Below are 24,575 nucleotides of genomic sequence, written 5' to 3'. Positions count from 1 at the left end.
GGGGTGGGAGTAGTCTGGGAGGGGTACTCATCAATTAACATGAATACAAACCGCGAAAGAATGGCAAGTGGTGTGTTACCATGGAAAAACCAGACTCCGACCCAGACCAGTACCAAGCCGAACTGAACGACGCTGTCGATGATGGTGGTGGTTGTACCGAGACGTGGGAAAAATTGTCGGATATACGGAGTAGTCCCGATCCGCGCCCAGGTGTTGACCGCCGGACAGTTCTAAAGATTGGATCTCTGGGAATCGCTACAACGCTCGTGCCGGGAGTTGCCACTGCAGACAATAAAAAGGATCTTGGTGATGGAAGCGATAGCACTAACGGCGAACGAGAGGTTGTCATTCAACGACTGGCCGGGAAACGTCGTAGAGAAGCAGTTGACGACGCGCTGGGTAACAGCGATGTTCAGCAGCTCCTGAATGATGCCGCCTCTGAACATAGTTATAACAAACAACCTGAGGACGCCGTTGCCTTTCGAATACGGGGCGTCGGGGATGTAGATATCGATTATCGGACCGTCGATCTTCCTTTCGATACGGGCGTATCTCTTCAAACCGACGAGGATGTGGAACGAATCCCCGACGCTTTCCTCGGGTGGGACGATCGAGACGACTCCCCACCGACCTATACTACGGTCACCTATATTGACACTGGAGAAGATACTGCACGTGCAGATGTTGTTTCAACTTCAGCAGAAAGTGGTGAATTGAACACTCAAGAGACCTCACTGACGACTGAAGAATACCGTGACTTACTTGATGAAATAGAGGACGAAACTGATGATTCTGGGGCTGTATCCACCTTCTCGGTTAATGACGGCGTCCAAACCGCCGCTCTCCTACCATGCGGCCCATGTGTGCCAGACTTGAATTGTTGGTACCGGTTGGCACGCGCATATGGAGGTATTTTTGCGGCCTGCTCCCTGTGTGGCGTTTTCAAAGAATTCAAGACCTGTACGACTTGTTTGGGAGCGATTATTTCAGCCCCAAAGCTGGGCTTTCTCTGCGACCCATGCCTTGGTCCGAAGCCGCTCTGTTGACCTAACTGATTTATGATCTCCTCGCAAATTCAGATATAATGGCCCCGCTCGAACTTACCCTCCGGACGGTACTCGGAACGATTTTATTACTCGGTGCCGGTGTTGCTTGGGCATACCGTTGGTCCCGGATGAGTCAACCTACACGGATTGGTAGTGTCCTGTTGCTGGTTGGGTTATTATTTCAAACGTACGCTCCACAATTATTTGTCTTGTTAGGAAATCCGAGTGGGACAGCGAGAACGGTTATTGAAATCGGTATGCTCGTATTCCTTGCTGCCGGTTTTTATTTATTACTGGTAGGACACCCGGACACCGGGTCCGATATTGATTTGGATGAATAGCTGTATCCGTGTATGATATGGTAATATACTCAACCTGAGACAACTGGGCCGACTATTTGAGCCAGACTAGACTACATAAATAACATATTCGCATATTTTTGTAACATCTATACAACTGAAAAACGATGTCAGAGATCTTGGACCCGCTGTCGGACCGTGCCCGCCGGCTGACCCACGCCTATAAAACCGGAATCGAGCTCAGCGAAACACTGCGAGATCGAGCGTGTCTCCGAGCTGCGGTGAGCGGCGTCACGCTCTACACAAAACATCTCCAAGACGGCTACCCGGACTGGCACCCGGCATCCGATTCGTTCCAGGGGATGCTCCGGCTGTTTATGTATCGGGAGATTACCGGCGACAGCTATCGGACTCTCGAAACGCATCAGGAGCTCGCCGAACCGTTCGGGCTAGACCACGTTCCTGACGAGTCGGTTCTCTCGCGCACTTGGCGCAAGCGCTTCGACGATGGGGTCCGCGAATACGTGACCGTCGCCGCTCACTTCGTCGTCAAAGAGGTCCACGACTACGGACCTCCTGTCCCCGTGGTGCGTCCGAAAGAGGAGGTCACTGACTCGAACCCAGAGTCGGCCGACGACGATGAGCAAACCCACTCTACAGGCACTGAGTTTTCGGACGAGCAGGTTCACCGGACGACACGCCTCGCACGGGACCACGGATTTGACGGATTCGATTCTGATCGAGCGCAGAACGCCTCCTACGAGGATACGCAGTTCTTCGAGCTACAGACGTTCATGGGGATGGTTGGTTGTGGCACTGCGCAGGGAGCTGCTCGCTTCCAGTACAGGCGTGGCGAAGAATATGGTCCACACGGGGACACGCACTTGCGGGCGGTCAAGCAATTTGAGCCGGAAGCGCTGATCGAGGGGTTCGACCGGGCCAGCGACCGACTACTCTCGGTAATCGGGGAGGAAGCCTCGTTCCGACGACCCGTGACGGCCGCGATCGACGTCACGACAGTTCCTTACTACGGCGAGGTCGAGGCGATGCCGATGGTCAGCGGTACAAAAGGTGAAGAAGAACGGGTTTTCAAGTTCGCGACGCTCTCGATTGTCGGCGAGAACATCCCGCTCGTGCTCGCTGTGGAGCCGATTCGGGAGAGCTCAGCGTGGGATAGGAATCCGCCGAATCAGGTTCACCGTGTAGTTCGGCGGCTCGTTCAACGAGCGAAAGAACACGTCCCCGTAGAGACGGTGCTTTGTGACCGGGAGTTCGATTCTAAGCGAGTCTACCAGACACTCTCGAATCTCGGCGTGAACTACCTCGTTCCCACACGGATCAATAGCACTGAGCGGGAGGTCATCGAAACAATGGATGCCGATGGACAAAACGTAGCGGTCGAATCAGCGTCCGTTCACGTCGAATCGGGAAGTCACTCGATGCAGTTTCTGTACGTGCCGTCGACGAGTGGTGAGGGGACGACTGTCTTCGCCACGAATCTCCGAGTCGGCCCCGATGAGGCCGAGTCGTTCTGTCGCCGCTACAGCCGCCGCTGGCAGATCGAAAACGAGTACAAGTCTATCAAGGGCGATTTCCTCGCGAAGACCTCCTCAAAAGACTACCGCGTCCGGCTGTTCTACTTCGTGTTCGCCGTACTCCTCTACAATATCTGGCGACTCACGGATTTCCTGCTGAAAGCGGGCGTCGATGGCGAAATGGACTATGCGCCGGTCCTGACTGCGGGTGAGTGTGTCGAGATCGTCGTTTCGGCATTGATTCCGCCCGACTGAGTGACCGATTCTCCACCGGGGTCACCGCTTGGGAGTGGCGACGCTCTGTAGGAGCACAAAAATCCGCGCAATTTCCCATGCTCGTCCGATTATCTCGTTCTGAATGAACAGGAATCGAGCGATTCGTTGGGAAATAGACCACGAACCGGCGGAGATTCGACTTGGAACTGGCCTATCCTCCGAAACTGCACACTGCGCGAGGCGTAAAATTTTGTATAGCGATATACGATATACATTCTACTGTATTACGGATTTACGGCGTTAAGAGACTCTAGACCTCCGAATTCTCCCGATGAGCCAAATACTACAAGTGGTCCTGATTACGCCGGTAATCACGACCACTTTGAAGTACCCCGACGCCGTCGGTGAAGCATGAATGCTGCAACCGGCTCAGAACGGTGCTTCCCCGGGGTAGCACCGCCAAGAACGGGGTTCGAGATAGCTCTGGGTCTCCTCAGCCGAGTCCGTGGAGATGGCGAGGGCCGTTTTCGTGATAGACTAGATGCCTGTGATCTATATTACGACAAAGTACGAACGGTGTTCTATGACTGGAGGTGAATCGATTTCAGAGGGCCCGATGGAACGCCAACCCACGGGTGAAGACCGGGTGCGGATGGTCGCCCGACAGGTTTCAGAGCCGCGGACAGCAAACTGGATCGCCTCCGAAGCAGACTGGTCACACGGGCCGACCAAGCGCGTCCTCGAACATCTCGTCGACGACGGCATCCTCCACCGTGACGACACCGGGGGCCACACGACATACTTCCCCGATTATCGTCGTCAAGCACTCACGGAGGCCATACGCCTTCGGGACAGCGACCACAGCGTCGAAGACCTCACCGAACGGCTCACCGAGATGAACGCTCAGATCCGAGGATGGAAGGACGAGTTCGATGTCGAGTCACCGAACCAACTTCGCGAGACGATCGCTGACCAGGTACTCGAAGTCACCGAAGAGGATCGTCGCCGAGAGATCGCGCGTGAGTGGGAACAGCTCCAACGGCGAATCGAAATTGTGGGTTTTGCCATCCGAGAGTGGGACTTTCTAGCCCCAGCGACCGAACGTGGTGAGGCCCGGAGGTGACGGACCTCGTTCTCCGCACGTCCATTGCTGGCAGAGGAATATTTAGGCTGATTCCGACTCACGTATAATGTTTATATAGTAGTGGTCCGTGATACGGCACATGAACCGCGAGACGAATAGTACGAATTCGTCTGGGGCAGCTATTTCTCTTTCAATACCCCCTTCAGATCCGACTTTATTCAAACACAAGGCGACGAGCGACGTCCTTCTCTTTTTAACAAACCACCGATTCAGTGACTTCTCACTGCGAGAACTCGCGACACAGATCGGTCACTCACACCAGTCCGTCCGACGGGCAGTAAACGTTCTCAGCGCGAACAACTTGGTCATCGAATCGGCCGAAAGCAACCAGCGACTCGTCCAGATCAACAGACAGCGCCTGTCGATTCCAGACGATCCGATCCTTCGGATCCCCCAACCAGAGTATCATCAACCCGTCAAAGCTGCGGTTACGGAGCTTCGTGAGAACATCAACGACGTCGTCGGCATCATCCTCTATGGGAGTGTGGCTCGGGGCGAGGCTGACCGACGGAGCGATATCGATCTCTGGGTGCTAACCCGGTCTGGGCGGGCCGAAAGCCAACGAGAAGCGAACACCATTGCCCGTGACCTCGAAGACACGGAGTTCGATGGTGACCGATACGCCTACGATATCGATGTCGAGGCCGTCCAGGCGATCCCGGCGTACACCGAAGACATCCGAGAAATCGTCGTTTCAGGGATTCCGGTCTACAAGACGAATGACTTCGAAACCGTCGAGAACCTCCTCTTGGAGGAAGGAGCCTCTGATGAGTAACGGCTCGGACCCGACCGCTGTGCTCACAGCACTCGACCGTGCACAGGATGCCTTCGAGATGGTCGGACGCGGTCGAACAGCGTTCGAGGACGGGATTAGTGCCGACGAAGACTGGAAGACACAGTTGACGAAAGCGTGCCGCCTCCTCGAGGTCGTCGACACTCTCCAGTCACAGGATGGGTACTACACGGCCGTCATCGAGGTCTGTTTCGGCGCGATCGAACGGTCGATCGAGGCGTACGCACTCGCGATGACGAACGATACGCTTCAGGACTTTCAGGACCACCAGTTCAGCTACGAGCGTGCCCACCAGATCGGGCTGTTTGAGCGGGAGACTGCAGAGGCGATGAAGGACCTCTACAGCGAGAACCGGACAGAGAGTTATTACGGCGGGGGGCGTCCAACCGAAGAGCAGGCGGAAGCAATGACTGACCTCGCCGGCGCTGTCCATCAGTTCGCAGTGAGCCAGATTCGGGAAGGCGGCGTCTGTCTGTGTGACTGACTACGTTCAACAGTTCAGGAGAGCACTATGGACCGGAATACACCGACGGAACGGACGCCATTGACCTCACTCTCCGAGTCGTTCGAGCGCTACCTCCAGGACAAGGGGAAAGGCCGTGGAGGCGACGGCGGGAATTATCGACGCAACGCCGCCCGCGAACTCGAACGGTTCGCCGAGTGGGCCGCCGGCGACCGCGGGGGCGACGACTGGACCGGGATCGTCCCCGACGACGTCGACCGCGACCCCACCTTCGAGGACCTCGACGAACGCGTGTTCCGGGAGTACGCCCGGCATCTCGCCGGCGATCGAGGACTCAAACAGAACACGGTACAAACCTATTATCGCTATATCTCTGCGTGGTGCGGGTGGTGTGTCAACGAGGGATATCTCGAAGCGCATTACGCCCAGCGGGCGAGTGCGATGGCGCCGCTGCCGGAGGACGACGGCCGCAAGCCCGGCGACCAGCAGGCCTGGACGTCTGAACAGCGCCACGCTCTCACCCGCCACGTCGACGAACGGGCCCGCGACGCTGTCGAGGCGTACACGACACTCCCAGAGGATACTGACCCCCTCGACAAGCAGCGAGCGCGCTACGTAGCGCTGAAGGCGACTCGTGACCGGGCTCTGGTGTTCGTCCTCGCGTACACCGCTGTCCGCGTTGGCGAACTCCTCCGAGATCCAAACGACCCGCGCCGGCGCGGCGTCCGCTGGGAGGATCTCTCCCTCGACGACGGGAGTATGGACGTCTACCGGAAGAAACAGCAGTGGGACGCCGCGAGTCTCCCCGATCCAGTGATTTCTCCGCTGCGAAGCTATCGCCAGCTGATGGACCCGCCGACGGAGCAGTGGCCGGTGTTTCCGACGTTCGACCAACGGACGCTCGCAGAGCTCGTCCAGGATGACCTCGCCGATCGAGGGGAACGCCCAGAAGCAATCACTGAACGCCGTGCGGAGTACGCTCGCGACCTGCTGCTGGCGCTCGATGAGGACATTCGGCCTCCATCGATCACGACGGACGGCGCACGGTCGATTCTCCAACGGCTCTCAGAGGCTGCAGAGATCGACATCGACCATCCGAAACACGACTATCTCGCGCCCCACGGTGGTCGACGTGGAATGGGCGAGGTGCTAGTCCGCGCGTTCGGGTACACTGTTGCGGCTCGCTATCTCGATAACTCGGAGGAGATGGTTCGTGAACGGTATTCGCATATTGAAGCCGGTGAATTGGGTGATGTCGCAACTGAAGCACTCGAACAGATCGATTGACGCAAGCGTTTATACGGGAGGAGAACCTAGATTAGGTTAACCAATGAGCCTTGACCAAGCGGTTGACGAAGCGCTCGCGACGTACAATATGTCGCGCAGCGAAGAGGCCGAGGAAACGGGCCGAACAGTCGCCACGCTTCAAGACTAGTAGAACCGCTTAGTTGAGGTCTCGGATTTTTTCGGCGAATTCTGCTTTCGAGAGGCCAGACGTCTCTTTTAGCTCCGGATAGCCGGCACGTTCGACAGCCTCCTCAACAAACGTTACCCAGAGATCTTCGTGCTTCTCCGCGTAGGCGATTTTCGCCTCACTTGGGTACATATCCAACTCGTATTCAGTCAGATCGATCTCGACTGCGTGTTTTCGCTCAAGCGTCCGCGCACCGAAGCTATACAGTGCTTGAAGAGGACGTTCTTCCGTCGAACGGTCAACAGTCGCTTCGATTCGTTGATGTACTCGTTCACCCACTCTCGCCAGTCGTAGGATTCTGGATCGGTCTCTACAGAGGTTTCCGGCATAGCGAAATCCGGATTCAGTCGCCGGAGGTAGAACTGAATCAGCGCAACAGCGGTTCGATGGTTGGCATTTGGAAGCGCGTGCTTGAGGATCAGGTTCGAGGCGAGTCGGCCCGCTACGTCTGTTGCTGATCCTTCCCACGACGTCCGGTCGAGAACGTCCGGCAGTGCATCGACGTCGATATTCTTGTACGCCTCAACGGGAGTTCCCTCTTCTTCTTCGTTCTGAGCGATAAGTGCGCGGTAAATCTCGAGAAGACGAACGATGATGGTACTGTTGTCGGCACTCATCTCTGAGAGCGACTCGTTCAGGTTAAAATCAATCTCTTGAACAGGCCCACCGCCGACGCGGGATGTGTAGATGACGTAGAACGGTTCGTCGATATCGTATTTCTGGACCTTCACAGCGACGTCGTCGCCGTAGTCGACGATCTTCGAGACGATTTTGGCAGGAGCTGGATGGACGAAGTCAAGGGAGAACTGCTTGTCGCCGGGGTGGTGGTAGTAGACGTGGCCCATCTGCGTGCGTATTACTACTCATCTGTGCTTCTTAATCAAGTTCACGAGCGAGATTCTCTTCGAAAAGTCGGTGGACTGCTTTTTTATACTGCTAAGCATGCCGAATACCTATTTCTCCAGTTATGGCCGTCCGTGGTCTGAATTCAGGTGTCTCATTCGTGCGTCTCTCGACGTTGTTCATGTTCATCGTGAGTCAGTTCTCCGCGGGCGTAGGCGAGAAGGGGCTCCTCGACGACGGAAACGGCGAGGTTGTAGAGCTCGAGTAAGCGAGCTGATTCTCATTCTTAACCAACAGATGCCCAACTTTCTCAGTGGATGTTGGTTAAGACTTTTTCTACTAGGTCAACAAGTGATTTGGTTATAATTTATCGGATAAATTTGCACCACTTGGCAGCCAGAAAGCATTTATTCCTCATCCAGCTACCGTGCCAATATGTACCGGGACTCAGCCGGTGCATACCCATACCCGCATGTATGATTACGAGGTCAGTCACCATCGAGGACATCGATGACCTGTACCTGATGTGGAACGACCACATCAACGCCTCCGCCCTCTATCGCCGCGCCCTCCGCGAGGAAATGGAAGTCCGCGGTGTTGACCCCGATGAGCTCCGCGACCTCCTCGAACGGGCCCGCGAGCAGGGCTACACCCTCGAAGAGATCGCAGAGGACACCAACCGATTCGACGACCTCCAGTCGCTCGTCGAAGAGCAGCAGAACCAGCCAACGGCTGGAGACGCCACCGATGATTGACCCGCTATGTCACAGGACCAGACTCCCTCCGACCCTGAGCGTAGCACTGACACCGAGTCACCGCTGACTGGGAAAATCCCTCGGCAGGCAGCGCTCACCATCGTCCTCCTGAGCCTGTTTGCCGTTCAACCGGTTGCAGCCCAGAGTAACGCGGTCTGTAGCGCAGACAACCTCCCGAGTATGATTGAGGGGTTCTTCCAGCTGACCACCGCGCTGGGGATCGTCGGCCTCGCAATCGTTTGGCAGGCTGACTCCCTTATCGAGATGTTCACCCTCAATCCCGAGCAGAAGAAGGGGCTCAAGCGCCACAAGCGTTCGGCGATGAAGTCCGCGGTCGTCCTCGTCGTCCTCGGCCCGCTCTACACCGTCGCCGGGTCAATGATGGGCCTCCCGCTGGCGCAGTGCGTCGACCTCGTCCCCTGGTAAGCACTCCACAGCACCGTTGCGAGCCCTATGAACCACCGAGAGCTCTCCGTGCTCATGGCCGGCTTGCTCGCGACGAGCCTAGTCACGGGTATCGTCGCCGCTGACCCGCCACGACCAGGTACGGAGGGGAATGGGCTCACGGAAAACGAGTCGGCAACGCTGTGGTCACGTGATGCGGACAACTACATCAGCCAAGAAGAGTACCGCCAGCGCTACGGCGAGAACCGCTCCGCCGTCCATCAGGTCGCCAACGGGACGGACGTTACGTTCAAACGACCGCCGGCGACTGCGGCGACGTGGACGCGGAACGACTTTGAGGACCTCGACGCCGGCGGCCCAGATACGTCCGTGCATCCGCCGCACGCGGACCTTGAGGACGGCGTCTTCATCGAAGATGCTCACGCAACGATCTTCGCGGTCCAGCCCTCCACTCGTGGACACCTCGAGTCCGGTGAAACCCCACTCTATATCGCACCGAATGGGACGATGCGCGGGTTCGTTGATTACCGCGTTCGCGTCCCCAACGGGAGTTCCTCCGGCAACACAACTATCTCATGGTCGCTCACGGAGCACGAGATCGAAGAAGTCCGGTTGAAGAAGGACGGCGAGACCATCGCCGAGCGTGACGGAGCCCATACGCCTGTCCTCGACTACCAGATCGAGGACGACTGGAGTGCGAATCTCACGCTGGAAGCGGAGATTAGCGTCCGGCTGAAGAAAACCGTCAGGACCGACCTGGGTGACCGGACGGACGTCGACGTCACCTATCGGACGGAATCACACAACGTCTCCGATTCGATCGCCGTCGAGATCTACGACCTCTCGGCGTACCCCTACTACGCCGAGTATCCGAACGGCGAAGCCGGCGTGGCCATCTTCCAGTCGCGGCCGTGGCAGGGGTACACGCTCACGGAGGACGGTGAGGCACGGGTCCGTGGCATCTGGCGGTTCTACACCGCTCGGAACACCAACTGGGACACGCTCGTCCGGTCGAATCGCACGGATAGCGCCACCGTCGAGTCGGACGCGATTCCGGTGTACGTCCACGCCTATCCCTCGCGGATCGGGCCGCGTGCCGAGCCGGTTCGAGACGGGCCGGAACTCATCGAGACCTGGGGGACTGACCGCCCGTCTCCGGTCGGCACCATCGGTGAGAACATCAATATCGACATCGTCAACCAATCGTACACGACGACGTACGGCGTCGCCGTTCGAGCTGAGAACGTCGATCGAGAGGCGCTCCATGTTGCGGGAATCGTCCGGGGCGTGAATGCGTCAATCGTCGAGTCGGATGCCGGCTCCGAGCGACAACTCCACCGCAGCAATCTTACTGTTAAGGTTATCCAGCAGAATCAGTCGCAAGCGACGCTCAGGGTCGAACTGCGGGACAATCAAACTGGTGCGCCGATTGCGCTTGACGATAGCCGTCAGTATCCAATCGGCGGCACCACCCGGAACGGGTACATCACGGTCGCAGATCAGCGCGTCGAGACCAACGCCTCGGGGGTGGCGATCGTGACCATCGACGAACCGGGCATCTACACGGCTCGGTACCACTCTGGCTCGTGGCTCGGTCACGACCCGGCGTACGTGAGTGATACCGCGACGGCCCGCTGGCACCCTCTAGGAACGATCGACGGCTGGTTTGCGCTGGTGTTCGAGGTCGGCTGGCAGCTCCTGCCGTTCTTCGTGATGTTCTACGCTGGCAAGCGCCTCCTGCGGATGCTCGGTCCAGCAGACATCTTCCAACGCAATTCATGACACGAGATACCCCACCCATCAGTAGGCGAACCGCCCTCCGAACAGTCGCCGGCGCCGCACTCACAACCCTTGCTGGGTGTATGAATACAAATGAGAGCTCCGGAACACCCAGTAATGGGTCTCCATCTCAAAATGACCAAGGTCCACTTCAGCGCGTTGCTGTTGATGGGACAACGGTCGTGGTGGAACTCTCGGAAGACACCGATGTCAGCCAAGTCAATCTCATCCAGCCGAATGGAGAATTGTTCGGTCAACGTGACGTAGCGACAGGAGCACAGCAGGTTTCGTTTGAGATTGGAACGTCATACGCTCCAGGCGAGTATCGCGTTCTCGCACTAGAGGGCGAAGAAACTGTGCAAGAGTCCGCTCTGTCCGTTCAGCCGAATCTTAGCATCGTGGAGATGGGGATCGGGAAGAATCAGCCTGAAAAGATGTGGAATAGCTCGAGTGATAAAATCTCAAAAGAGGCCTTCGTATCTGTTGAAAACCAAGGGAATGGCCCGGATGCGATCACGCAGCTCCTCTTTATTGGAGATGTTCCATATCCCTCGGATGAGGAAGGGACGAACTATGATGAAAACGATGATGTCAGTGGCATATACGATCCAGAAGAAGATACAGAGGTTGACGAGGTAGTCATAGAACCGGGAGAGCAGCTCACACTGTACAGTTACCGTTCACCGTTTGCGTTCGTTCGAGGTGAGGGGACTTCGTGTGAGAGCGAAGAACAAACCGGGAGCTTCGAAGTCATTATAGAAACACGAGTGGGGACAAACCGAGTTTCCAATACTTACAGTATCCACTACTCCGCGTCAGAGGAATTCGATAATTGCGAGATTACGATTAGTGAGGACTAACTATGGTGGACCTGATTGATGTCGTCCTAGAGGGGTTCAAAGACGTCGTCGATTGGGTGATCTCCCTCTTCATGGAGGGATTGAACACTGGTTATGAAACCCTCACTGAGGAGATGTTCGGGACTCCAACGCCCGAAACCGACGGTGCATTTGTCTTTGGTGCGCCAACAAACGGACCCTGGCCTGCAATTCGGGATGCGTTGGTCGGAGGTGAGATTATGCTCATCTCATTACTCCTTCTGGTGATGTGTATTCAAGGGCGACACACAGTTCGGATATTCAATATCGGAAGTGTATACGAAGCGAGACGGACAAAGAAGACTGCGTGGGTTGGCGCGTTTCTTATCATCAGCTGGTACTGGGTCAGTGTTCTTGGTCTCTACATCGTCGACGGGTTCACCATCGCATTGATGCCGAGTCTCGAAACCCTGGGTGATGCGATGCTGAATTTTCTCAAAGAATCTCTGACCAATCCCGGGCTTGCATTCGTGTTCGCAATTGTTGGTGGCCTCTCGATGTGGGCACTTGAGGCCCTCTACTATATTCGAGAGGTATTGCTTTACGTGTATGTCTACGGGATGCCGATAGCGTTTGCTCTCGCCTATGGTAATGTCCCAGTCCTTTCGGACATCGCGATGGGATTCTCCAAGCGGTTTGTTCCTTTGGCGGTTCTACCCCTCCCAGCAGCAGTCGTGTTCAAAGGATACGATTTGCTGTATTCGGAAGGGGCCCTCACGCCAAATAGTGCGTTTCTGAAGTACCTGGTTGCCGCGTCACTGCCGCTTATCGCGCTCTATATCACTTGGAAGACGTTCAAATACGCAACCCCGCTGACGGCGAAAGTTATCGGCGGCGCCACCAAGGGCGCAGCCCTCATCGGCGGCGTAGCTGCCGGTGCGTATGTTGGGGGTGCCGGCGTCGCGACAACCGCTGCTCGGTGGGGGCCGAAAGCCGCAGCCGGCCATGCCGTTGCACAGAAAGCTGCGGCCCAAGGCGGTCATGGTGAGGGTGGAGATAGTACGCCCTCATACCGACGGACCGAGAACGACCCTGGTGGTACTACGTCGGATACAGCGGGTGAGGAACGCGGAATGGACTTTGATAGAGGTATCCACTAACAATGTCGATAGATCAAGACGCAGCCGCACGGCGCATCATGGACCAGTTCGGCGAGGAGAGTCGCATCCCCTACCTCAACATTGAGGAGGGTGACGTCGGCGTCCTGATCGCCTTTCCGATCGTCGGCCTATTCATCGCCGGCCTCACGGGGATCGAATCGCTCGCACTTCCGTTCGTCGCCGGCGGCTTCGGCTTTGGCGTTGCCATCGTCTACGTCTCTCCCGATCACCTGAACGCGTGGACGTGGACCAAGGACGTCTATCGGTACGTCAAACGGCCGCAGATTACCTTCAGTGCTCCCGAAGACGCTGATGGGAGTACCAACGAGACAGAGCGGAATGAGGGCGGTCTGGCGAACTACACGCCCTTCAAGCCGGACGAACGTACGCAGGACCTCACGAACATCGAGCGAGCGTGGCCGGGCGCAAGAGCCATTCAGCGGGCCGACGGGACGATGGAGGCGTTCATCGAGATCGACCCGGACAACATGGACTTCGCGATGTCCGACGACTGGGCACAGCTCCAAGACGCCGGCGAGGACTTCGCCAACAAAGAGCTGGATTCGAAGCTCAAACTCCACGCCACAACCCGCTCATTCCCGGTGGAGCAGATCACGGAGAACATCGAGGACCGCCTCAACGACGAGGACGTCACGGAGAATCCGATCTTCAAGGAACTCCTCGAGGAGTACCGGGAGACCCGGCCGAAGGAGATGCGGGAGCGCGGCATCCAGCAGGTGCGATACTACATCGGCGTCCAGGTCAGCCCGTTGGAGGTCTACGACCGCTTCCGCGACGAGGGCACGCCCGCCGAGAAGCTGACGCAGTTTCCCGTCATCGGCTTCCTGTTCAACCCGTTCGTCACCCGTCGCGAGGACCTCACCGACGTCGAACGTCGCGCACAGATGTTCGAGAAGCTCGACAGTCGGGTGAACGACGTGCGATCCGAGTTCATCCAGCAGGCGTCCGGATGGTCCGCACGGCGGCTCAGCACGGTCGAACTGTTCGTCCTGAATATGGACTTCTGGAACGGTCGCGAACACGACTACGACGAGGCAGAGCGTGTCGTTCGCGAACAGCCGATCATCGGCCAGTCGCGCCGGGAGGATGCGTTCGATGCGTAGCGCGATCCTTCAAGCGGGAGGCGGCGTGGGCAGTCAGCTCGTCAGGTGGCTCTCCAGTCCGACCTCTACGGAGGGCGCAGCGCTCTATCTCCTCATCGTTGGCCTGCTCGGTATCGGTGGGAAACTCCTCTGGGACTGGTACACCGAAGACGACACGGAAGAAGTCGAGTTCTCCGACGTACTCGACGAGGAGACACTCGAACAGGGCGAGGCCGAACGCCAGCTCCTCGACGACATCGCCGAATCACACAAGACGGTGACCGCGCCGGCTGCCGCCGAGTGGGAAACGCGAGCCGCACGGGTCGGCGAGCAGTGGACGACGACGCTGTACATCGCTGACTACCCGGACTACCCCAACGACGGCTACCTCTCCGAGCTCTTCGAGATGACGGACGTGCAGTTCGATTTGACGGCCCACATCACGCCGAAGAACCAGGAGCGGGCGCGGAACGAACTGCAGGATATCGCTGACGACCTTCAGGTGGACGCTGACCTTGAACAGAGCGTGCGGAGTGCCTACCTACAGGAACGCGCCAACGAGGCCGCAGCGACGTACAAGGCCGTCGAGAACGGCGCGAATGTCTTCGACCAGGGGATGTTCATCACGGTCCGGGCCGACGAGAAGGAGGACCTCCGCGACGCCGTCCAGAAGGTCAAGAGCGCGCTCCGCGACGACCCGGCGAACCTCACGCCGAAGACGGCAATCTGTCGGCAGGACCTCGCCCTTCAGTCCGCCGCGCCCATCGGCGACAACGAGTTCGGGCGGACGTCGATTGCGCTCGGCGGCGCCGTCGGCGCGCTGCTGTCCTCGCCGCACAACGCGACGATTCTCGAGGAGGGTGGCGTCGAGTTCGGGATTCACAAGGACAACCAGAGTCCCGTGGTCATCGACCCGTTCGCGCGGGACAACGGGTACGCGATGTTCACCGTCGGCGACACGGGTTCGGGGAAGTCGTTCAGTTCGAAGCAGAACTTCATCCGGTCGATCGAGCAGAGTAAGGACCGTATCGGCATCATCCTCGAGCCGCTGAATAACTGGGCCGGCGTCGCCGAAGCGCTCGATGCCAAACGCATCACTGTCGGCGGGACACTCGGGCTGAACCCCTTGGAGATTCGGGAGACGCCCGAGCACGTCCAGCGGGCGATGGGCGAGGACGCCAGCCCGTTCAACGAGAAGCTCGACGACGCGATGAGCTTCCTGACGAACTTCTTCGCCCTCCGCGGCATCTCGCTGGGCGACCGCCGGACGACACTCGAACTCGGGCTCAAGCGGGCGTACAAGCGAAACGGGATTACCGACGACATCTCGACGCACGGCAACCCGAGCCCGACGATTCAGGATATGATGGACGTCTTCGAGGACATGGTTGACGACCCCGAGGAGTTCGTCGTCCGGTCCGACGAGGAGGCGGGGAAGATCAAGGAAGACGCGACGTGGCTACTCGACCAGCTCCGCCCCTTCGAGGACGACGGTCGGCACGCCAACCTCGGCCAAGAGTCCGACTTCGACATTCGGGACGAGAAGGTTATCTACCTCGATCTCGCCCAGCAGGAGGGCAGCGTCGACAGCAGCACGGCGCTGACGATGCAGTTGCTCATCTCGCTCGTCTACGAGCGGGCGAAAGTCTCGGAGAAGGAGGTCGTGTTCTACATCGACGAGGCGCGGTACATCATGCAGGACGCCGCGAGCCTGGCGTTTCTTGAAACGGTGTTCCGTCACCACCGCCACCACGACCTCTCGATCCGGCTGGTCACGCAGACGGTCGACGAGTTCTTCGAGCACGCCGAATCCGAGGCGATCCTGGATCAGTGTGCAGTCAAGCAGTTCCACCGCCTCGACGGGATGGACGAGGAGTGGGCCGACGAGTTCGGGCTGAACTACGCGCAGATGCGGTTCGTCCAGGACGCCGTGCCGGGCAACGAGGACGCCGGCTTCTCCGAGGCCCTCGTGGGCGTCGACGGCGAGTGGCGCGGTATCCAGGTCAAAGCGATGCCCAAGGAGAAGCAGGTCATCGACTTCGACCCGACCTCACAGATCCGGTCCTCGCTGCCCGGCGCCGGCGACGACGCCGTCGAGACCGAGATGCAGGAGTTCCAGGAAGAGCTCGAACACCGAGCAACGAACGGAACGAACGAAACGAGCGAACTGAACGAGGAATCAGACGCCGTCGAAGCTGAGCCAGACGGCGGGTCAACGGAGGACACCAACGATGGCTGAGTACCTGCGCGTCACGCCGACATCCGAGCGGCTTGACCCGGAGAGCATCCCCCGAGTCCTCGACAGCCTCCACAAACTGACCACGCCCGGCTCGTCGGGCCTCGGGGCGAAGCTGAACCCACTCCACAGTGAGACACCACCCCGATTCGAGTTCCTCGCGATCAGTGATGGCCCGGACGACCCGGTAGAGTTCTTCTACGGGGCCGATGCGCACCTCGATACGCTTGAGAAGCGTCTCCGCTCCATCTATCCAAGCACGTTCGACATCGAGCGCGTCGACGTCGACGTCGCCTCTCGGCTCATTCAGCCAGTCGAGTTCACACCGCAGGAATTCGTCGACCACTACGAGGCCGGGCGGCTGCAGTACGAGTTTGGCCCGGCAGAACAGTACGACATCGTCGACGAGGAATCAGCGGACTCCGAGCCAGCCGAAGCGGACCCCGTTGTCGACGGCGGTACAGCAGCCACGAGCGTCCCCGATCATCACGTTACTGTCGGGGACTCAGCCCTCGAACTAGCGCCGCCCGATGCACTTCCAGACGACGAGGAAGAACGACGGGCCATCGAGAAGCCGACGATGACACCGGCGGGAACGATTCTGGCTCGCCCGGCACAAGACGCTGTCTCGCCGCTCGGGGTTCGGTGGTGTGGCGCCGCGTCGCGGAAGCAGGACTGGATGACCTCGCTGACGCCGTTCACGGCAGAGGAAACGAACGGCGATCTCTCGTCCGTCGACGAGCCCGGCGCGGCGCTGGCGTCGCTAATCGACCACCTGATGGAGGCGACAGCGCCGACAGCGTTCCAAGTCGTCTTCCAACGGCGTGCCAGCTGGCAGTCCGACGCGGAGGTGCGGAAAGAGGACCTCGTCGACGGCCGGGATACGTTCTTCCAGGAAGTCGTCGGTTCGTTGCTCGAGGTCGAGGAGCAGCGGAGCGACCAGGACGACCGGCAGCTCAGCGAGGCCGTCGAGAAGCGGATCGAGTACATCGACGCGAAGAACGCCAAACGGTCGTTCACGGTCAACATCCGGGCCGTCGGCGTCCCCACCGACAACACCCGCGACGACCTCGATGGCCGGATGGACTCGCTCCTCCCCGTGTTCGACCCGCTTGATGGGCCGTTCTATGAGGTCGAGGGGCAACGCCTCCGGGACAGCGGCTTCCGGGAGAAAACGAAGGAGAAGAAGGCACGGGCCGCTCTCCAGCGACTCCTCAATCGCGAGTTGACGACGGGACGAGGGAAGACCCGTCCCGAGCTGGTCCTCAGCGGGACGGAGCTCGCGAACTTCGTCCTCGTCCCCTCCTCCGAACAGTTGACCGTCGAAGGGACGCGGGGAACGAGGGCCGAACAGCAGAGTCGGAACCCGCTTCCGTGGCCCAATCCGGATCTGATCCAGCAGTTCCAGGACGGGATGGCCATCGGCTACGCGCTCGACGAGAATGGTGAGCCACGGCCGGACCCCATCCGGATCCCGCCAGATCTGTTGCCGACGCATTACGGGCGGTTCGCCTCGACTGGTGGCGGGAAGTCGAAGGCCATCATCAACGACGCCCTCTCGCTTCGCGAGTCGACGGGTGGCCCCGTCGTCCTCGTCGACCCGAAGGGAGACGGGATGTGTGAGAACTACCTGCGCTGCCACTACGAGCGGTTCGGTGGTCTCGACGACGTCTACCACTTCCGCGTCCCGGAGACCATCCCCGCGTTCTCCTTCTTCGACATCCGGCCCGCGCTCGAGGCCGGTCGCAACCGTGAGGACGCGATTCAGGACAAGGTCGACCACTTCCACGACATCCTCCGGATGATTATGGGTCGTGAACAGTACGGGCAGGCGTTCGTCGCGAACGAGATTCTGAGCTATCTGATCAAGGCGCTGTTCGACGAGGAGTACGGGAACGACGTGTTCGGGCTGGACGACCTCTTCGCCGCCGCGCTCCGGATGCAGCGCGATCAGACGATTCCCCCGGTCTCGGCGGACAACCAGAACATCGAGGAATCGCTGACGCGCCACTTCGCGAAGGACAACCACCAGTTCCAAGTGTCGATGGACGCCGTCGGGAACCGCCTCGACAAGCTCAAAGAGGACGCGCATCTACGGCGGATCTTCAGCCACGTCCCCGAGCAGAATGACGCCGGCGAGTACGTCGACAACCGCTTCGACTTCCGCGAGTTCCTCGACGAAGACGCTACCATCATCTTCGACCTCGGCGACCTCCGGCCGGAGGCACAGCGCGCAATCACACTCCTGCTGTTGAGCAACCTCTGGGATGCCGTCCAGGTGCGCCGGCGCGACGGTCAGACCGACTACGAGAAGCTCACGAACCTCATCATCGAGGAGGCGGCGCCGGTCGCGTCGACGAAGCTGGTCTCCGAGCAGCTACTGCCGCAGGGCCGGTCGTTCGGGCTGAGTATGGGGCTTGTGATGCAGTTCCCTGAACAGGTTCGGAACCGGAATGAGCGGGCCTACGACGAGGTGCTGAACAACATCAAGACGAAGCTCATCGGGAACATCTCGATCGAGCGCGACCTCGCGGAGTCGCTCGCGCACGAGGACCTCTCTCCGACCGAACTCCGCAACCGGATCAACACGCTGCCGAGCGGCGAGTGGATTGCGCAACTCCCGAGTCCGTCGTTCGGGGAGACTGGTCCGCCACCGTTTTCGCTGAAGCCGCTCCCGATTGCGCCGGGGCATCCAGAAAGCGACCAGCCGCTCACAGAGCCCCAGGAAGACCATTTCGAGTCCGTGTCCCGGCCACGGATGGTCGAACGGACACAGGCCCAGTACGGGCTGACAGAGCCAACTGAGTCGAGCACTGCCCCAGAGGAGACTGGCTGGGGGAGTTCGGGGGCCGAAACGACGGGCTCGGCTGCCGACGGCGATGCAGCAACCGACCCGACGCAATCCGCGTTCATCAGCGAATCGACGACCGAGGACGCGTCGACGTCGACCACCCAGCCCGCAACGGACAGCGACCCAGATGCAGACGAGTCCGAGATGAGTCCCCTGTTCGGACAGACTACCGAGACGGACGAGGAACCAGCTGATGACCAAGCAACGCAGCCGGAGAACGGGGCAACGCCCGTTCAGGAAAGCAGCGTACCCGTCCCCGATGACGAACTCCGACAACGCGGGCTCAGCCGTGACGACGTCCGGTTCCTGAACCGGGTCCTCGACGTGATGAACCGAGAGGACAACGAGTACACGCTACTGGACAGAATGAGCCAGCTTCGAGACGAATACGACGACCTCCATGTGGAGCGGCTCACGGAGCAGGACCTCCTGGAAGCGGACTCCGCGGCGGGGCGCAAGTACTACACCGTCCTCCCAGACGGTCGAGACCTCCTCGGGAAAGAATTGAAGGCGGGGCCAGGAGCGGGGGATCTCGGCGAGAAAACGCCACACAAGGTTGGCGTCCGGCTCCTCGAGCTGTGGCTCCAGCAGCGGGACGACGTCGGTCGCGTGGAGCCGTACTACGAAACCGACGACGGCACGGTACTGGACGTGGCCGGCTTCGACGCGGACGGCGATCTCGTCTGGGCCGGCGAAGCAGAGCTCGCGAGTAACAACCGGCACGCCCCGGTCGAGGATTACGACAAACTCAGCGCGGTGGACGCCGACGCAATCTGGGCCTTCAACAATCGCGAGACGGCGCTCGACGTCCTGGATAGCCTTGCCGACGCCGATCGGATCGGCGAGCGGGTCAGCGGGCGGGCGGCACGGTCGTTCGCGACCATCAGAGACGCCGTCGATGAGTTCGATGCTGCGGGCCTAACCACCGTTCGGGGCTTCAAAAATCTCGATCAAGAACTCAACCAATGACCTGGCGACAGGCGACCCGCGAGGAGATTTACGCTTACTACGCTGAAGAATTCCCCCGCTATCTGGATGACCTGCCGGGATTCATCACGGCGACCGGCCCGAAACAGTACGCCGTCGCCTTCCGCGAGTCCCACCCGGTGCGCAAAGACGAGGTGCCGGACAAGGACTTCATCCGGCGGGATACGTGGCAAACAGATGCGTCGGGCGACCGAACGACGCCCGAGTTCGACGACTTCGAGGACGTCGTCGAGTTCATTCGACACCCCGCTCGCAACGACCCGCTGGGGCGGAGCAAGTTCGCGCTTGCTGATCCGGAGGTATTGGAGCAACCGGACCCACGGTCCGACGCCGTCTACTACGCGCTGGATCACTGGGAACGGCCGTGGGTCCTCCTCGTCGATATTGACGCCAAAGAGATCGCCCGAGACCGAGCGGACGAGATGGTCTCGGCAGACATCGAGAATCGGGACGACGATGCGCTCCTCGACACTGCGGGTATCCTTGACGCCGCTCCCGAGGGGTATCCGTACGCCTTCGAAGACGTCGACCGCGCCATCGAGTACGGGTTCGAGGTGCGCGACATCTTCGAGGACAATTTCGACGCCGAGGAGACGATGGTCGTGTACAGCGGGCAGGGTGTCCACGTCTACCTGCTGGATACCGACCCGGCGCACCGATACGACGAGCAGAGTCGCGAGGTGTTGAACGACCTCCTTCTCGAGACGTACGACATCCCGATCGACCCCGTCGTGACGGCCGACCGTCGACGTGTCGCTCGCCTGCCTTACTCGCTGCACGCCGACGTCTGTAGCATCGTTCAACCAATCGAGAGCCCGGCGTTCGACGTTCGGTCGACGACACCCGAGGTGATCGACGAATGAGTCCGAGTACCCCCACCGACGACGAGGACATGGCGTATCGGGTTGCGGCACTCCCGCTGGAGTACGGTGAGACCCGCATCAACCAGCTGTTTACGCGTGGGTACAATCGATACGTCGTCGACGGCGAGGACCAGCCCGAGGACCTCGTGAACGACGTCGAGCGGTTCGGGACGGCGGCGTTCAAAGAGCAGGTTCGTGCCGACGCCGCCGAAGAGTCGTTTGTCGACGAGCCGGGGACGCTCGCTGTGCTCGCGACGTTGAGTGCGATCTGTGTGAAAGAGCACCCGAAGTTTAAGCACGCGTCGCCCCGGAATATCCAGGTGCTCTACGACATCCGAGAGCTGTACGTCAACAATCTCGCCTCCCTCATCCGCGCCCACGGCGATGGGTCGCTCCAGCAGGACATCGCCGACGTACTGTACAGCAAGGAGCCAGGTGAGGATGGCCCGCATCCGGGTCGGGTCTGTACAGGCATCACGGAGATGCCGGAGTTCGGGGATGGCCTCTATCTCGAAATCCCGATGGCTGCGGCGTCACGCAAATGCCTTGTTCGGGAGGACGAGGCGTCGACGAGGAGTGACGGTGGCGGGGAGATACTGACGCGAGTGAAAGACAACAAGCTGTACGTCCCGGTCGGTGATTTCGACAGCAAGTATCGGAACTACGCAGAGCGGGCGTTCAAGAAGCTCCTGCGGGTGCAAGAAGACGGGCTTTCCGACGACCAGCTGACGTGGCTGACCACGAACGAGTCGGCGATCACGGAGCGGATCGACCGCTCCCTCGAGACCGGCCACCACGAGCGCATCTGGCGGAACTGGGACCGTGGGGAACGGACGATCCGCGTCCTCCGACGAGCCCTGAGTGACGCGTCCGATGACGTGGCGCAAAAGGGTGAGTTCCACACGGCGAAGGAGCTCTATCGAGCGGTTACGGCGTACGACTCCGAGGATGAGTGGGAATCCTCCGTGACGGACTGGATCTCGAGTCCCAGCAGTCTCGCGAAGACGCTGGCCGACCACGAGTCCCACTCGGCCGTCACCATCGACCGCGACGGGCGCGTCAATACGTACCGAATCGGACGAGCCGGAACCGGCGCCGAACAGATCGAGGTCCGGGAGATCGAGGACCTCTTCGAGCTCCCCTGTATGGCGAATATGGAGGAGCGACTACACGAGAAGAAGCCCGTCCGGAAGGACCTCTACAACTTCGCGCGGATGGTGATGTGGCTGCCGCAGTACCAAGACAGCAGCCTCGACGAGATTGTCGCGGACCTCAAGGACGTCTTCTCCAGGTGGCCGTGGTACGACGAGCAGGAGACCGAATACCAGGTTCGCTACGAATTCTCGAACACAATCGACGGCGACACGCCGTTACCGATGAACTGCGATAACGACGATCTACAGCGCTACTGTATCGGCCAGGACCAGTGTCCCTACTCGATCTGGGGAAGTCTCCCGTTTCCGGATGAGATGTACGAGCAAGTCGACGAGGAATTTGACGGCCCCACCGAGCAATTCTAATGGAGGAGTGGCTGATTCGGTATCAGACCGATGAGTTACAAATTCTTCTCCGAATTATTGATGTCCAGCTCGCGAAATTCCTCACGAATGTACTCGGTATAGGCGATAGCTACGTGTTCAAGTATAATCTCCCCAGCATCGGCAGTTGCTGGCCGGGCATCGCCGAGCACGCCATTCTCATCATACGCCCCAATTCCTTCAGTAAATAAGTTGGCTGCAGATACTGTTCCTGTGTGCCCCTCCGGTAATTGGTCGTCAACCAGGGACGGATCAATTGCGAGGAGTATCGAGGTTTCACTGGCACCTGCGTGGACGACGGGTTCGTTCACGTTGATTCCGGCGGTCGTTAACCCCTCTTGGAGCAGATCTAGATACCGTTGTAACCTTGTCACAGCGACTACCTCGATCCCTTCCGCTTGCGAAAGTTCTGGGTAAGCGGCCTCAACAACGGGGAACCAACCACCGTGGCCGGGGAGGAGCACAACACGTTCGAACCCTTGCGCCCCGAACGATGAGACGTAGTCCCGGAGGAGATCGGTGAGTGTGTCCGGAGAGATAGAGATGGTGCCGGGAAACCCTGTGTGTTCTTCAGAGGGACCGACGGGTACTGTCGGTGCAACGAGTGTCTCTCCGAGACGGTGAGCAATGCGCTTTGCGAGCGCTGCCGCGAGCCGTGTATCCGTATCAAGCGGTAGATGCGGTCCGTGTTGTTCTGTCGCCCCGAGTGGGAGGATAATCGTATCAGTTCCCGCTTCGAGTGTCGCTTCAATTTCCGGCCACTTCAGCTCAGACAGGGCCACCCGTTCCAGTTCGTTATCTTCCATACGGGAACCCTGGGTGGACGACACAAGACAATTCTCCCGGATAGCGTATATTCCGAATCCCTCTATGAGGAAAGTACCACAGGCATCAAAATCTATTTACCAACCCATTGTGTATGCTTACCGCATGTCACAATCAGCGGATTCGAGTCCTGACACCGACAAGTCTACCTCGGATACCGACCAGTCTACCCCCGAAGAACCGGACATCGAGGAAGACCTCTTCGAGGAGGAGCTCCGAATCGACGGGATCTGCGGCGTCTACTGAGATGGCGGCCGTCGCCAGACCCGACTACGTCAAGTTCCGCCGCGAGGCCGACGGAGGACTGGTGTACGACCACGAGAACTACGGCTATGAAGACGCGTCGATGTACGAAGTGAGTGACACCGTCATCGACGTGCTGGAGTTCGTTGACGACCAGCCGCGGTCGCGTGAGGCTGTCGAACGTGAGTTCTCGCCGGCCATCGTCGAGACGCTCATCTCCCGTGGGGTGCTTGCGGATGTCGAGTGAACCGCTCTCGGCGCCGGTCACTATCACTTGGGAAGTGACGTTGGGGTGTAACCTCCACTGCGACCACTGTCTCTCGGGGAGCGGCCCCGGCCACCAGCTTCCGAACGAACTCACCACCGAGCAGGCTCACCAGTTCATCGCCGAACTCGATGAGATGGACGTCTTCCAGGTCAACATCGGCGGCGGCGAGCCGTTCGTCCGTCCCGACATGCTGGAACTGCTCGAGGAACTCACCGATCGGAACATCTCGACGTGCGTGAGTACGAACGGGACTCAACTCGACGAGGAGACGCTCGACCGGGTCGAGGCGATGGATCCTCTGTTCCTGCAAGTGAGTATGGACGGACTGCAGGCCGAAAACGACGCGATCCGCGGTGAGGGTGTGTACGAGCAGGTCGTCGACGCGCTGGAGCGCTTGGAGGATCGCGACATCGGGACGACCGTCAACACCGTGGTTACTCGACAGAACGTCGATGACCTCCCGGAGATTTACGAGCTCGCCGAGGCCCACGGCGCCGGCCTGCGACTGAACCGCTTCCGCCCCAGCGGCCGTGGCGAGGATACCTGGGACGAGTTCCGCCTGACCGAGGAACAGATTCGCTGGCTCCACGGCTGGATCGAGGACCACCCTGACGTACGGACGGGAGACTCCTTCTTCTACCTCAATGCGCTGGGCGAGGTGCGCAACAACACGCTCAAGCAATGCGGTGCGGGCTCGATGACCTGTTTGGTCGACCCCGCGGGCGACGTGTTCCCGTGTGCGTTCACGCAGTGGGACCACCTCGCTTCGGGGAACGTCGTCGAGGACGGCTTCCAGACTGCGTGGGACGAAATCGCCAACCTTCGCAATCAGATCGACGATCACGAAGGCTGTCCAGCGGTCGCGATGGGGAGTTCCGACCCCGACGGCGAGGACCCCCAGCTGCGGGCAATTCTCTCGGGCGACTGAGAC

Annotated in this window: 21 protein-coding genes and 1 pseudogene; 20 read left to right on the top strand and 2 right to left on the bottom strand. The window is 59.5% G+C overall.

Annotated features, from left to right (window positions below; all coding sequences use genetic code 11):
* The first annotated feature begins 80 nt into the window (after nt 1-80).
* The 7 genes from BMZ83_RS16345 to BMZ83_RS11185 all read left to right on the top strand — a co-directional run bounded on the left by BMZ83_RS16345 (nt 81) and on the right by BMZ83_RS11185 (nt 6,783).
* Nucleotides 81-1,046, top strand: coding sequence for a hypothetical protein (locus BMZ83_RS16345; RefSeq protein ID WP_143076933.1), 966 nt, complete (start codon nt 81-83; stop codon nt 1,044-1,046).
* Between the two features lie 38 nt (nt 1,047-1,084).
* Nucleotides 1,085-1,387 carry a hypothetical protein gene (locus BMZ83_RS16340; protein WP_137711804.1) on the top strand — a complete coding sequence of 101 codons (303 nt, stop codon included), beginning with the start codon at nt 1,085-1,087 and terminating at the stop codon, nt 1,385-1,387.
* A 125-nt stretch (nt 1,388-1,512) separates the two neighbouring features.
* Nucleotides 1,513-3,135: a transposase gene (locus tag BMZ83_RS11205; RefSeq protein ID WP_096396406.1), complete on the top strand. Its 1,623-nt coding sequence runs from the start codon at nt 1,513-1,515 to the stop codon at nt 3,133-3,135.
* 502 nt (nt 3,136-3,637) lie between these two features.
* The gene (locus BMZ83_RS11200) at nt 3,638-4,219 is read left to right on the top strand and encodes a DUF7342 family protein (RefSeq protein WP_074878679.1); all 582 of its coding nucleotides are present in this window, start codon (nt 3,638-3,640) and stop codon (nt 4,217-4,219) included.
* 100 nt (nt 4,220-4,319) lie between these two features.
* Nucleotides 4,320-5,015: a nucleotidyltransferase domain-containing protein gene (locus BMZ83_RS11195; protein ID WP_074878677.1), complete on the top strand. Its 696-nt coding sequence runs from the start codon at nt 4,320-4,322 to the stop codon at nt 5,013-5,015.
* On the top strand, nt 5,008-5,517 hold the full coding sequence (locus BMZ83_RS11190) for a DNA-binding protein (protein WP_174955904.1): 510 nt from the start codon (nt 5,008-5,010) through the stop codon (nt 5,515-5,517). Before BMZ83_RS11195 ends, BMZ83_RS11190 begins: the two co-directional genes overlap by 8 nt.
* A gap of 27 nt (nt 5,518-5,544) precedes the next feature.
* Complete coding sequence (locus BMZ83_RS11185) at nt 5,545-6,783, top strand: phage integrase SAM-like domain-containing protein (protein ID WP_074878675.1); 1,239 nt, start codon at nt 5,545-5,547, stop codon at nt 6,781-6,783.
* Between the two features lie 157 nt (nt 6,784-6,940).
* Here BMZ83_RS11185 and BMZ83_RS11180 read toward each other — a convergent pair.
* Nucleotides 6,941-7,815 (bottom strand): annotated as a pseudogene (locus BMZ83_RS11180) (hypothetical protein).
* A gap of 474 nt (nt 7,816-8,289) precedes the next feature.
* Here BMZ83_RS11180 and BMZ83_RS11175 point away from each other — a divergent pair.
* The 10 genes from BMZ83_RS11175 to BMZ83_RS11130 are packed head-to-tail and all read left to right on the top strand — an operon-like array spanning nt 8,290 to nt 22,290.
* Nucleotides 8,290-8,568 (top strand): hypothetical protein, encoded by a 279-nt coding sequence (locus BMZ83_RS11175; RefSeq protein WP_008364407.1) that lies wholly within the window; start codon nt 8,290-8,292, stop codon nt 8,566-8,568.
* 6 nt (nt 8,569-8,574) lie between these two features.
* On the top strand, nt 8,575-8,994 hold the full coding sequence (locus tag BMZ83_RS11170) for a hypothetical protein (protein ID WP_074878673.1): 420 nt from the start codon (nt 8,575-8,577) through the stop codon (nt 8,992-8,994).
* A 27-nt stretch (nt 8,995-9,021) separates the two neighbouring features.
* Nucleotides 9,022-10,755, top strand: a complete 1,734-nt coding sequence (locus BMZ83_RS11165) for a hypothetical protein (RefSeq protein WP_172863989.1) — start codon at nt 9,022-9,024, stop codon at nt 10,753-10,755.
* Nucleotides 10,752-11,612 carry a hypothetical protein gene (locus BMZ83_RS11160; RefSeq protein WP_172863988.1) on the top strand — a complete coding sequence of 287 codons (861 nt, stop codon included), beginning with the start codon at nt 10,752-10,754 and terminating at the stop codon, nt 11,610-11,612. Before BMZ83_RS11165 ends, BMZ83_RS11160 begins: the two co-directional genes overlap by 4 nt.
* Before the next feature lie 2 nt (nt 11,613-11,614).
* A complete protein-coding gene (locus BMZ83_RS11155) occupies nt 11,615-12,730 on the top strand; it encodes a hypothetical protein (protein ID WP_074878667.1) in 1,116 nt (371 codons plus the stop codon).
* A gap of 2 nt (nt 12,731-12,732) precedes the next feature.
* Nucleotides 12,733-13,854 carry a hypothetical protein gene (locus tag BMZ83_RS11150; RefSeq protein WP_074878665.1) on the top strand — a complete coding sequence of 374 codons (1,122 nt, stop codon included), beginning with the start codon at nt 12,733-12,735 and terminating at the stop codon, nt 13,852-13,854.
* Nucleotides 13,847-16,072: a VirB4 family type IV secretion system protein gene (locus BMZ83_RS11145; protein ID WP_074878660.1), complete on the top strand. Its 2,226-nt coding sequence runs from the start codon at nt 13,847-13,849 to the stop codon at nt 16,070-16,072. Before BMZ83_RS11150 ends, BMZ83_RS11145 begins: the two co-directional genes overlap by 8 nt.
* The gene (locus BMZ83_RS11140) at nt 16,065-19,889 is read left to right on the top strand and encodes an ATP-binding protein (protein ID WP_074878659.1); all 3,825 of its coding nucleotides are present in this window, start codon (nt 16,065-16,067) and stop codon (nt 19,887-19,889) included. The genes BMZ83_RS11145 and BMZ83_RS11140 overlap by 8 nt, the downstream gene beginning before the upstream one ends.
* Nucleotides 19,886-20,770: a bifunctional DNA primase/polymerase gene (locus tag BMZ83_RS11135; RefSeq protein WP_074878657.1), complete on the top strand. Its 885-nt coding sequence runs from the start codon at nt 19,886-19,888 to the stop codon at nt 20,768-20,770. The genes BMZ83_RS11140 and BMZ83_RS11135 overlap by 4 nt, the downstream gene beginning before the upstream one ends.
* Complete coding sequence (locus BMZ83_RS11130; protein WP_074878655.1) at nt 20,767-22,290, top strand: primase-associated protein; 1,524 nt, start codon at nt 20,767-20,769, stop codon at nt 22,288-22,290. Before BMZ83_RS11135 ends, BMZ83_RS11130 begins: the two co-directional genes overlap by 4 nt.
* 35 nt (nt 22,291-22,325) lie before the next feature.
* On the opposite strand, the gene BMZ83_RS11125 is transcribed toward BMZ83_RS11130, so the two are convergent.
* Nucleotides 22,326-23,114, bottom strand: a complete 789-nt coding sequence (locus BMZ83_RS11125) for a creatininase family protein (protein ID WP_074878652.1) — start codon at nt 23,112-23,114, stop codon at nt 22,326-22,328.
* 124 nt (nt 23,115-23,238) lie between these two features.
* On the opposite strand from BMZ83_RS11125, the gene mftA reads away from it, so the two are divergent.
* From mftA to mftC, 3 genes are read left to right on the top strand one after another with little or no spacing between them, the layout of a single operon-like run.
* Nucleotides 23,239-23,379, top strand: a complete 141-nt coding sequence (mftA, locus tag BMZ83_RS11120; RefSeq protein ID WP_074878650.1) for a mycofactocin precursor MftA — start codon at nt 23,239-23,241, stop codon at nt 23,377-23,379.
* A gap of 1 nt (nt 23,380) precedes the next feature.
* Nucleotides 23,381-23,623 carry a mycofactocin biosynthesis chaperone MftB2 gene (gene mftB2, locus BMZ83_RS11115; RefSeq protein WP_074878649.1) on the top strand — a complete coding sequence of 81 codons (243 nt, stop codon included), beginning with the start codon at nt 23,381-23,383 and terminating at the stop codon, nt 23,621-23,623.
* Complete coding sequence (gene mftC / locus BMZ83_RS11110; protein WP_074878647.1) at nt 23,613-24,572, top strand: mycofactocin radical SAM maturase; 960 nt, start codon at nt 23,613-23,615, stop codon at nt 24,570-24,572. The genes mftB2 and mftC overlap by 11 nt, the downstream gene beginning before the upstream one ends.
* The last annotated feature ends 3 nt before the right edge of the window (nt 24,573-24,575 follow it).

The sequence above is a fragment of the Halolamina pelagica genome (assembly GCF_900115675.1).
GTDB lineage: Archaea > Halobacteriota > Halobacteria > Halobacteriales > Haloferacaceae > Halolamina > Halolamina pelagica.
This window is presented reverse-complemented; position numbering and strand designations above follow the sequence as displayed.

Coding starts and splice junctions, on each gene's coding strand:
- BMZ83_RS16345 (WP_143076933.1), top strand. CDS start 81: ATGGAAAAACCAGACTCCGACCCAGACCAGTACCAAGCCGAACTGAAC.
- BMZ83_RS16340 (WP_137711804.1), top strand. CDS start 1,085: ATGGCCCCGCTCGAACTTACCCTCCGGACGGTACTCGGAACGATTTTA.
- BMZ83_RS11205 (WP_096396406.1), top strand. CDS start 1,513: ATGTCAGAGATCTTGGACCCGCTGTCGGACCGTGCCCGCCGGCTGACC.
- BMZ83_RS11200 (WP_074878679.1), top strand. CDS start 3,638: ATGCCTGTGATCTATATTACGACAAAGTACGAACGGTGTTCTATGACT.
- BMZ83_RS11195 (WP_074878677.1), top strand. CDS start 4,320: ATGAACCGCGAGACGAATAGTACGAATTCGTCTGGGGCAGCTATTTCT.
- BMZ83_RS11190 (WP_174955904.1), top strand. CDS start 5,008: ATGAGTAACGGCTCGGACCCGACCGCTGTGCTCACAGCACTCGACCGT.
- BMZ83_RS11185 (WP_074878675.1), top strand. CDS start 5,545: ATGGACCGGAATACACCGACGGAACGGACGCCATTGACCTCACTCTCC.
- BMZ83_RS11175 (WP_008364407.1), top strand. CDS start 8,290: ATGATTACGAGGTCAGTCACCATCGAGGACATCGATGACCTGTACCTG.
- BMZ83_RS11170 (WP_074878673.1), top strand. CDS start 8,575: ATGTCACAGGACCAGACTCCCTCCGACCCTGAGCGTAGCACTGACACC.
- BMZ83_RS11165 (WP_172863989.1), top strand. CDS start 9,022: ATGAACCACCGAGAGCTCTCCGTGCTCATGGCCGGCTTGCTCGCGACG.
- BMZ83_RS11160 (WP_172863988.1), top strand. CDS start 10,752: ATGACACGAGATACCCCACCCATCAGTAGGCGAACCGCCCTCCGAACA.
- BMZ83_RS11155 (WP_074878667.1), top strand. CDS start 11,615: ATGGTGGACCTGATTGATGTCGTCCTAGAGGGGTTCAAAGACGTCGTC.
- BMZ83_RS11150 (WP_074878665.1), top strand. CDS start 12,733: ATGTCGATAGATCAAGACGCAGCCGCACGGCGCATCATGGACCAGTTC.
- BMZ83_RS11145 (WP_074878660.1), top strand. CDS start 13,847: ATGCGTAGCGCGATCCTTCAAGCGGGAGGCGGCGTGGGCAGTCAGCTC.
- BMZ83_RS11140 (WP_074878659.1), top strand. CDS start 16,065: ATGGCTGAGTACCTGCGCGTCACGCCGACATCCGAGCGGCTTGACCCG.
- BMZ83_RS11135 (WP_074878657.1), top strand. CDS start 19,886: ATGACCTGGCGACAGGCGACCCGCGAGGAGATTTACGCTTACTACGCT.
- BMZ83_RS11130 (WP_074878655.1), top strand. CDS start 20,767: ATGAGTCCGAGTACCCCCACCGACGACGAGGACATGGCGTATCGGGTT.
- BMZ83_RS11125 (WP_074878652.1), bottom strand. CDS start 23,114: ATGGAAGATAACGAACTGGAACGGGTGGCCCTGTCTGAGCTGAAGTGG.
- mftA (WP_074878650.1), top strand. CDS start 23,239: ATGTCACAATCAGCGGATTCGAGTCCTGACACCGACAAGTCTACCTCG.
- mftB2 (WP_074878649.1), top strand. CDS start 23,381: ATGGCGGCCGTCGCCAGACCCGACTACGTCAAGTTCCGCCGCGAGGCC.
- mftC (WP_074878647.1), top strand. CDS start 23,613: ATGTCGAGTGAACCGCTCTCGGCGCCGGTCACTATCACTTGGGAAGTG.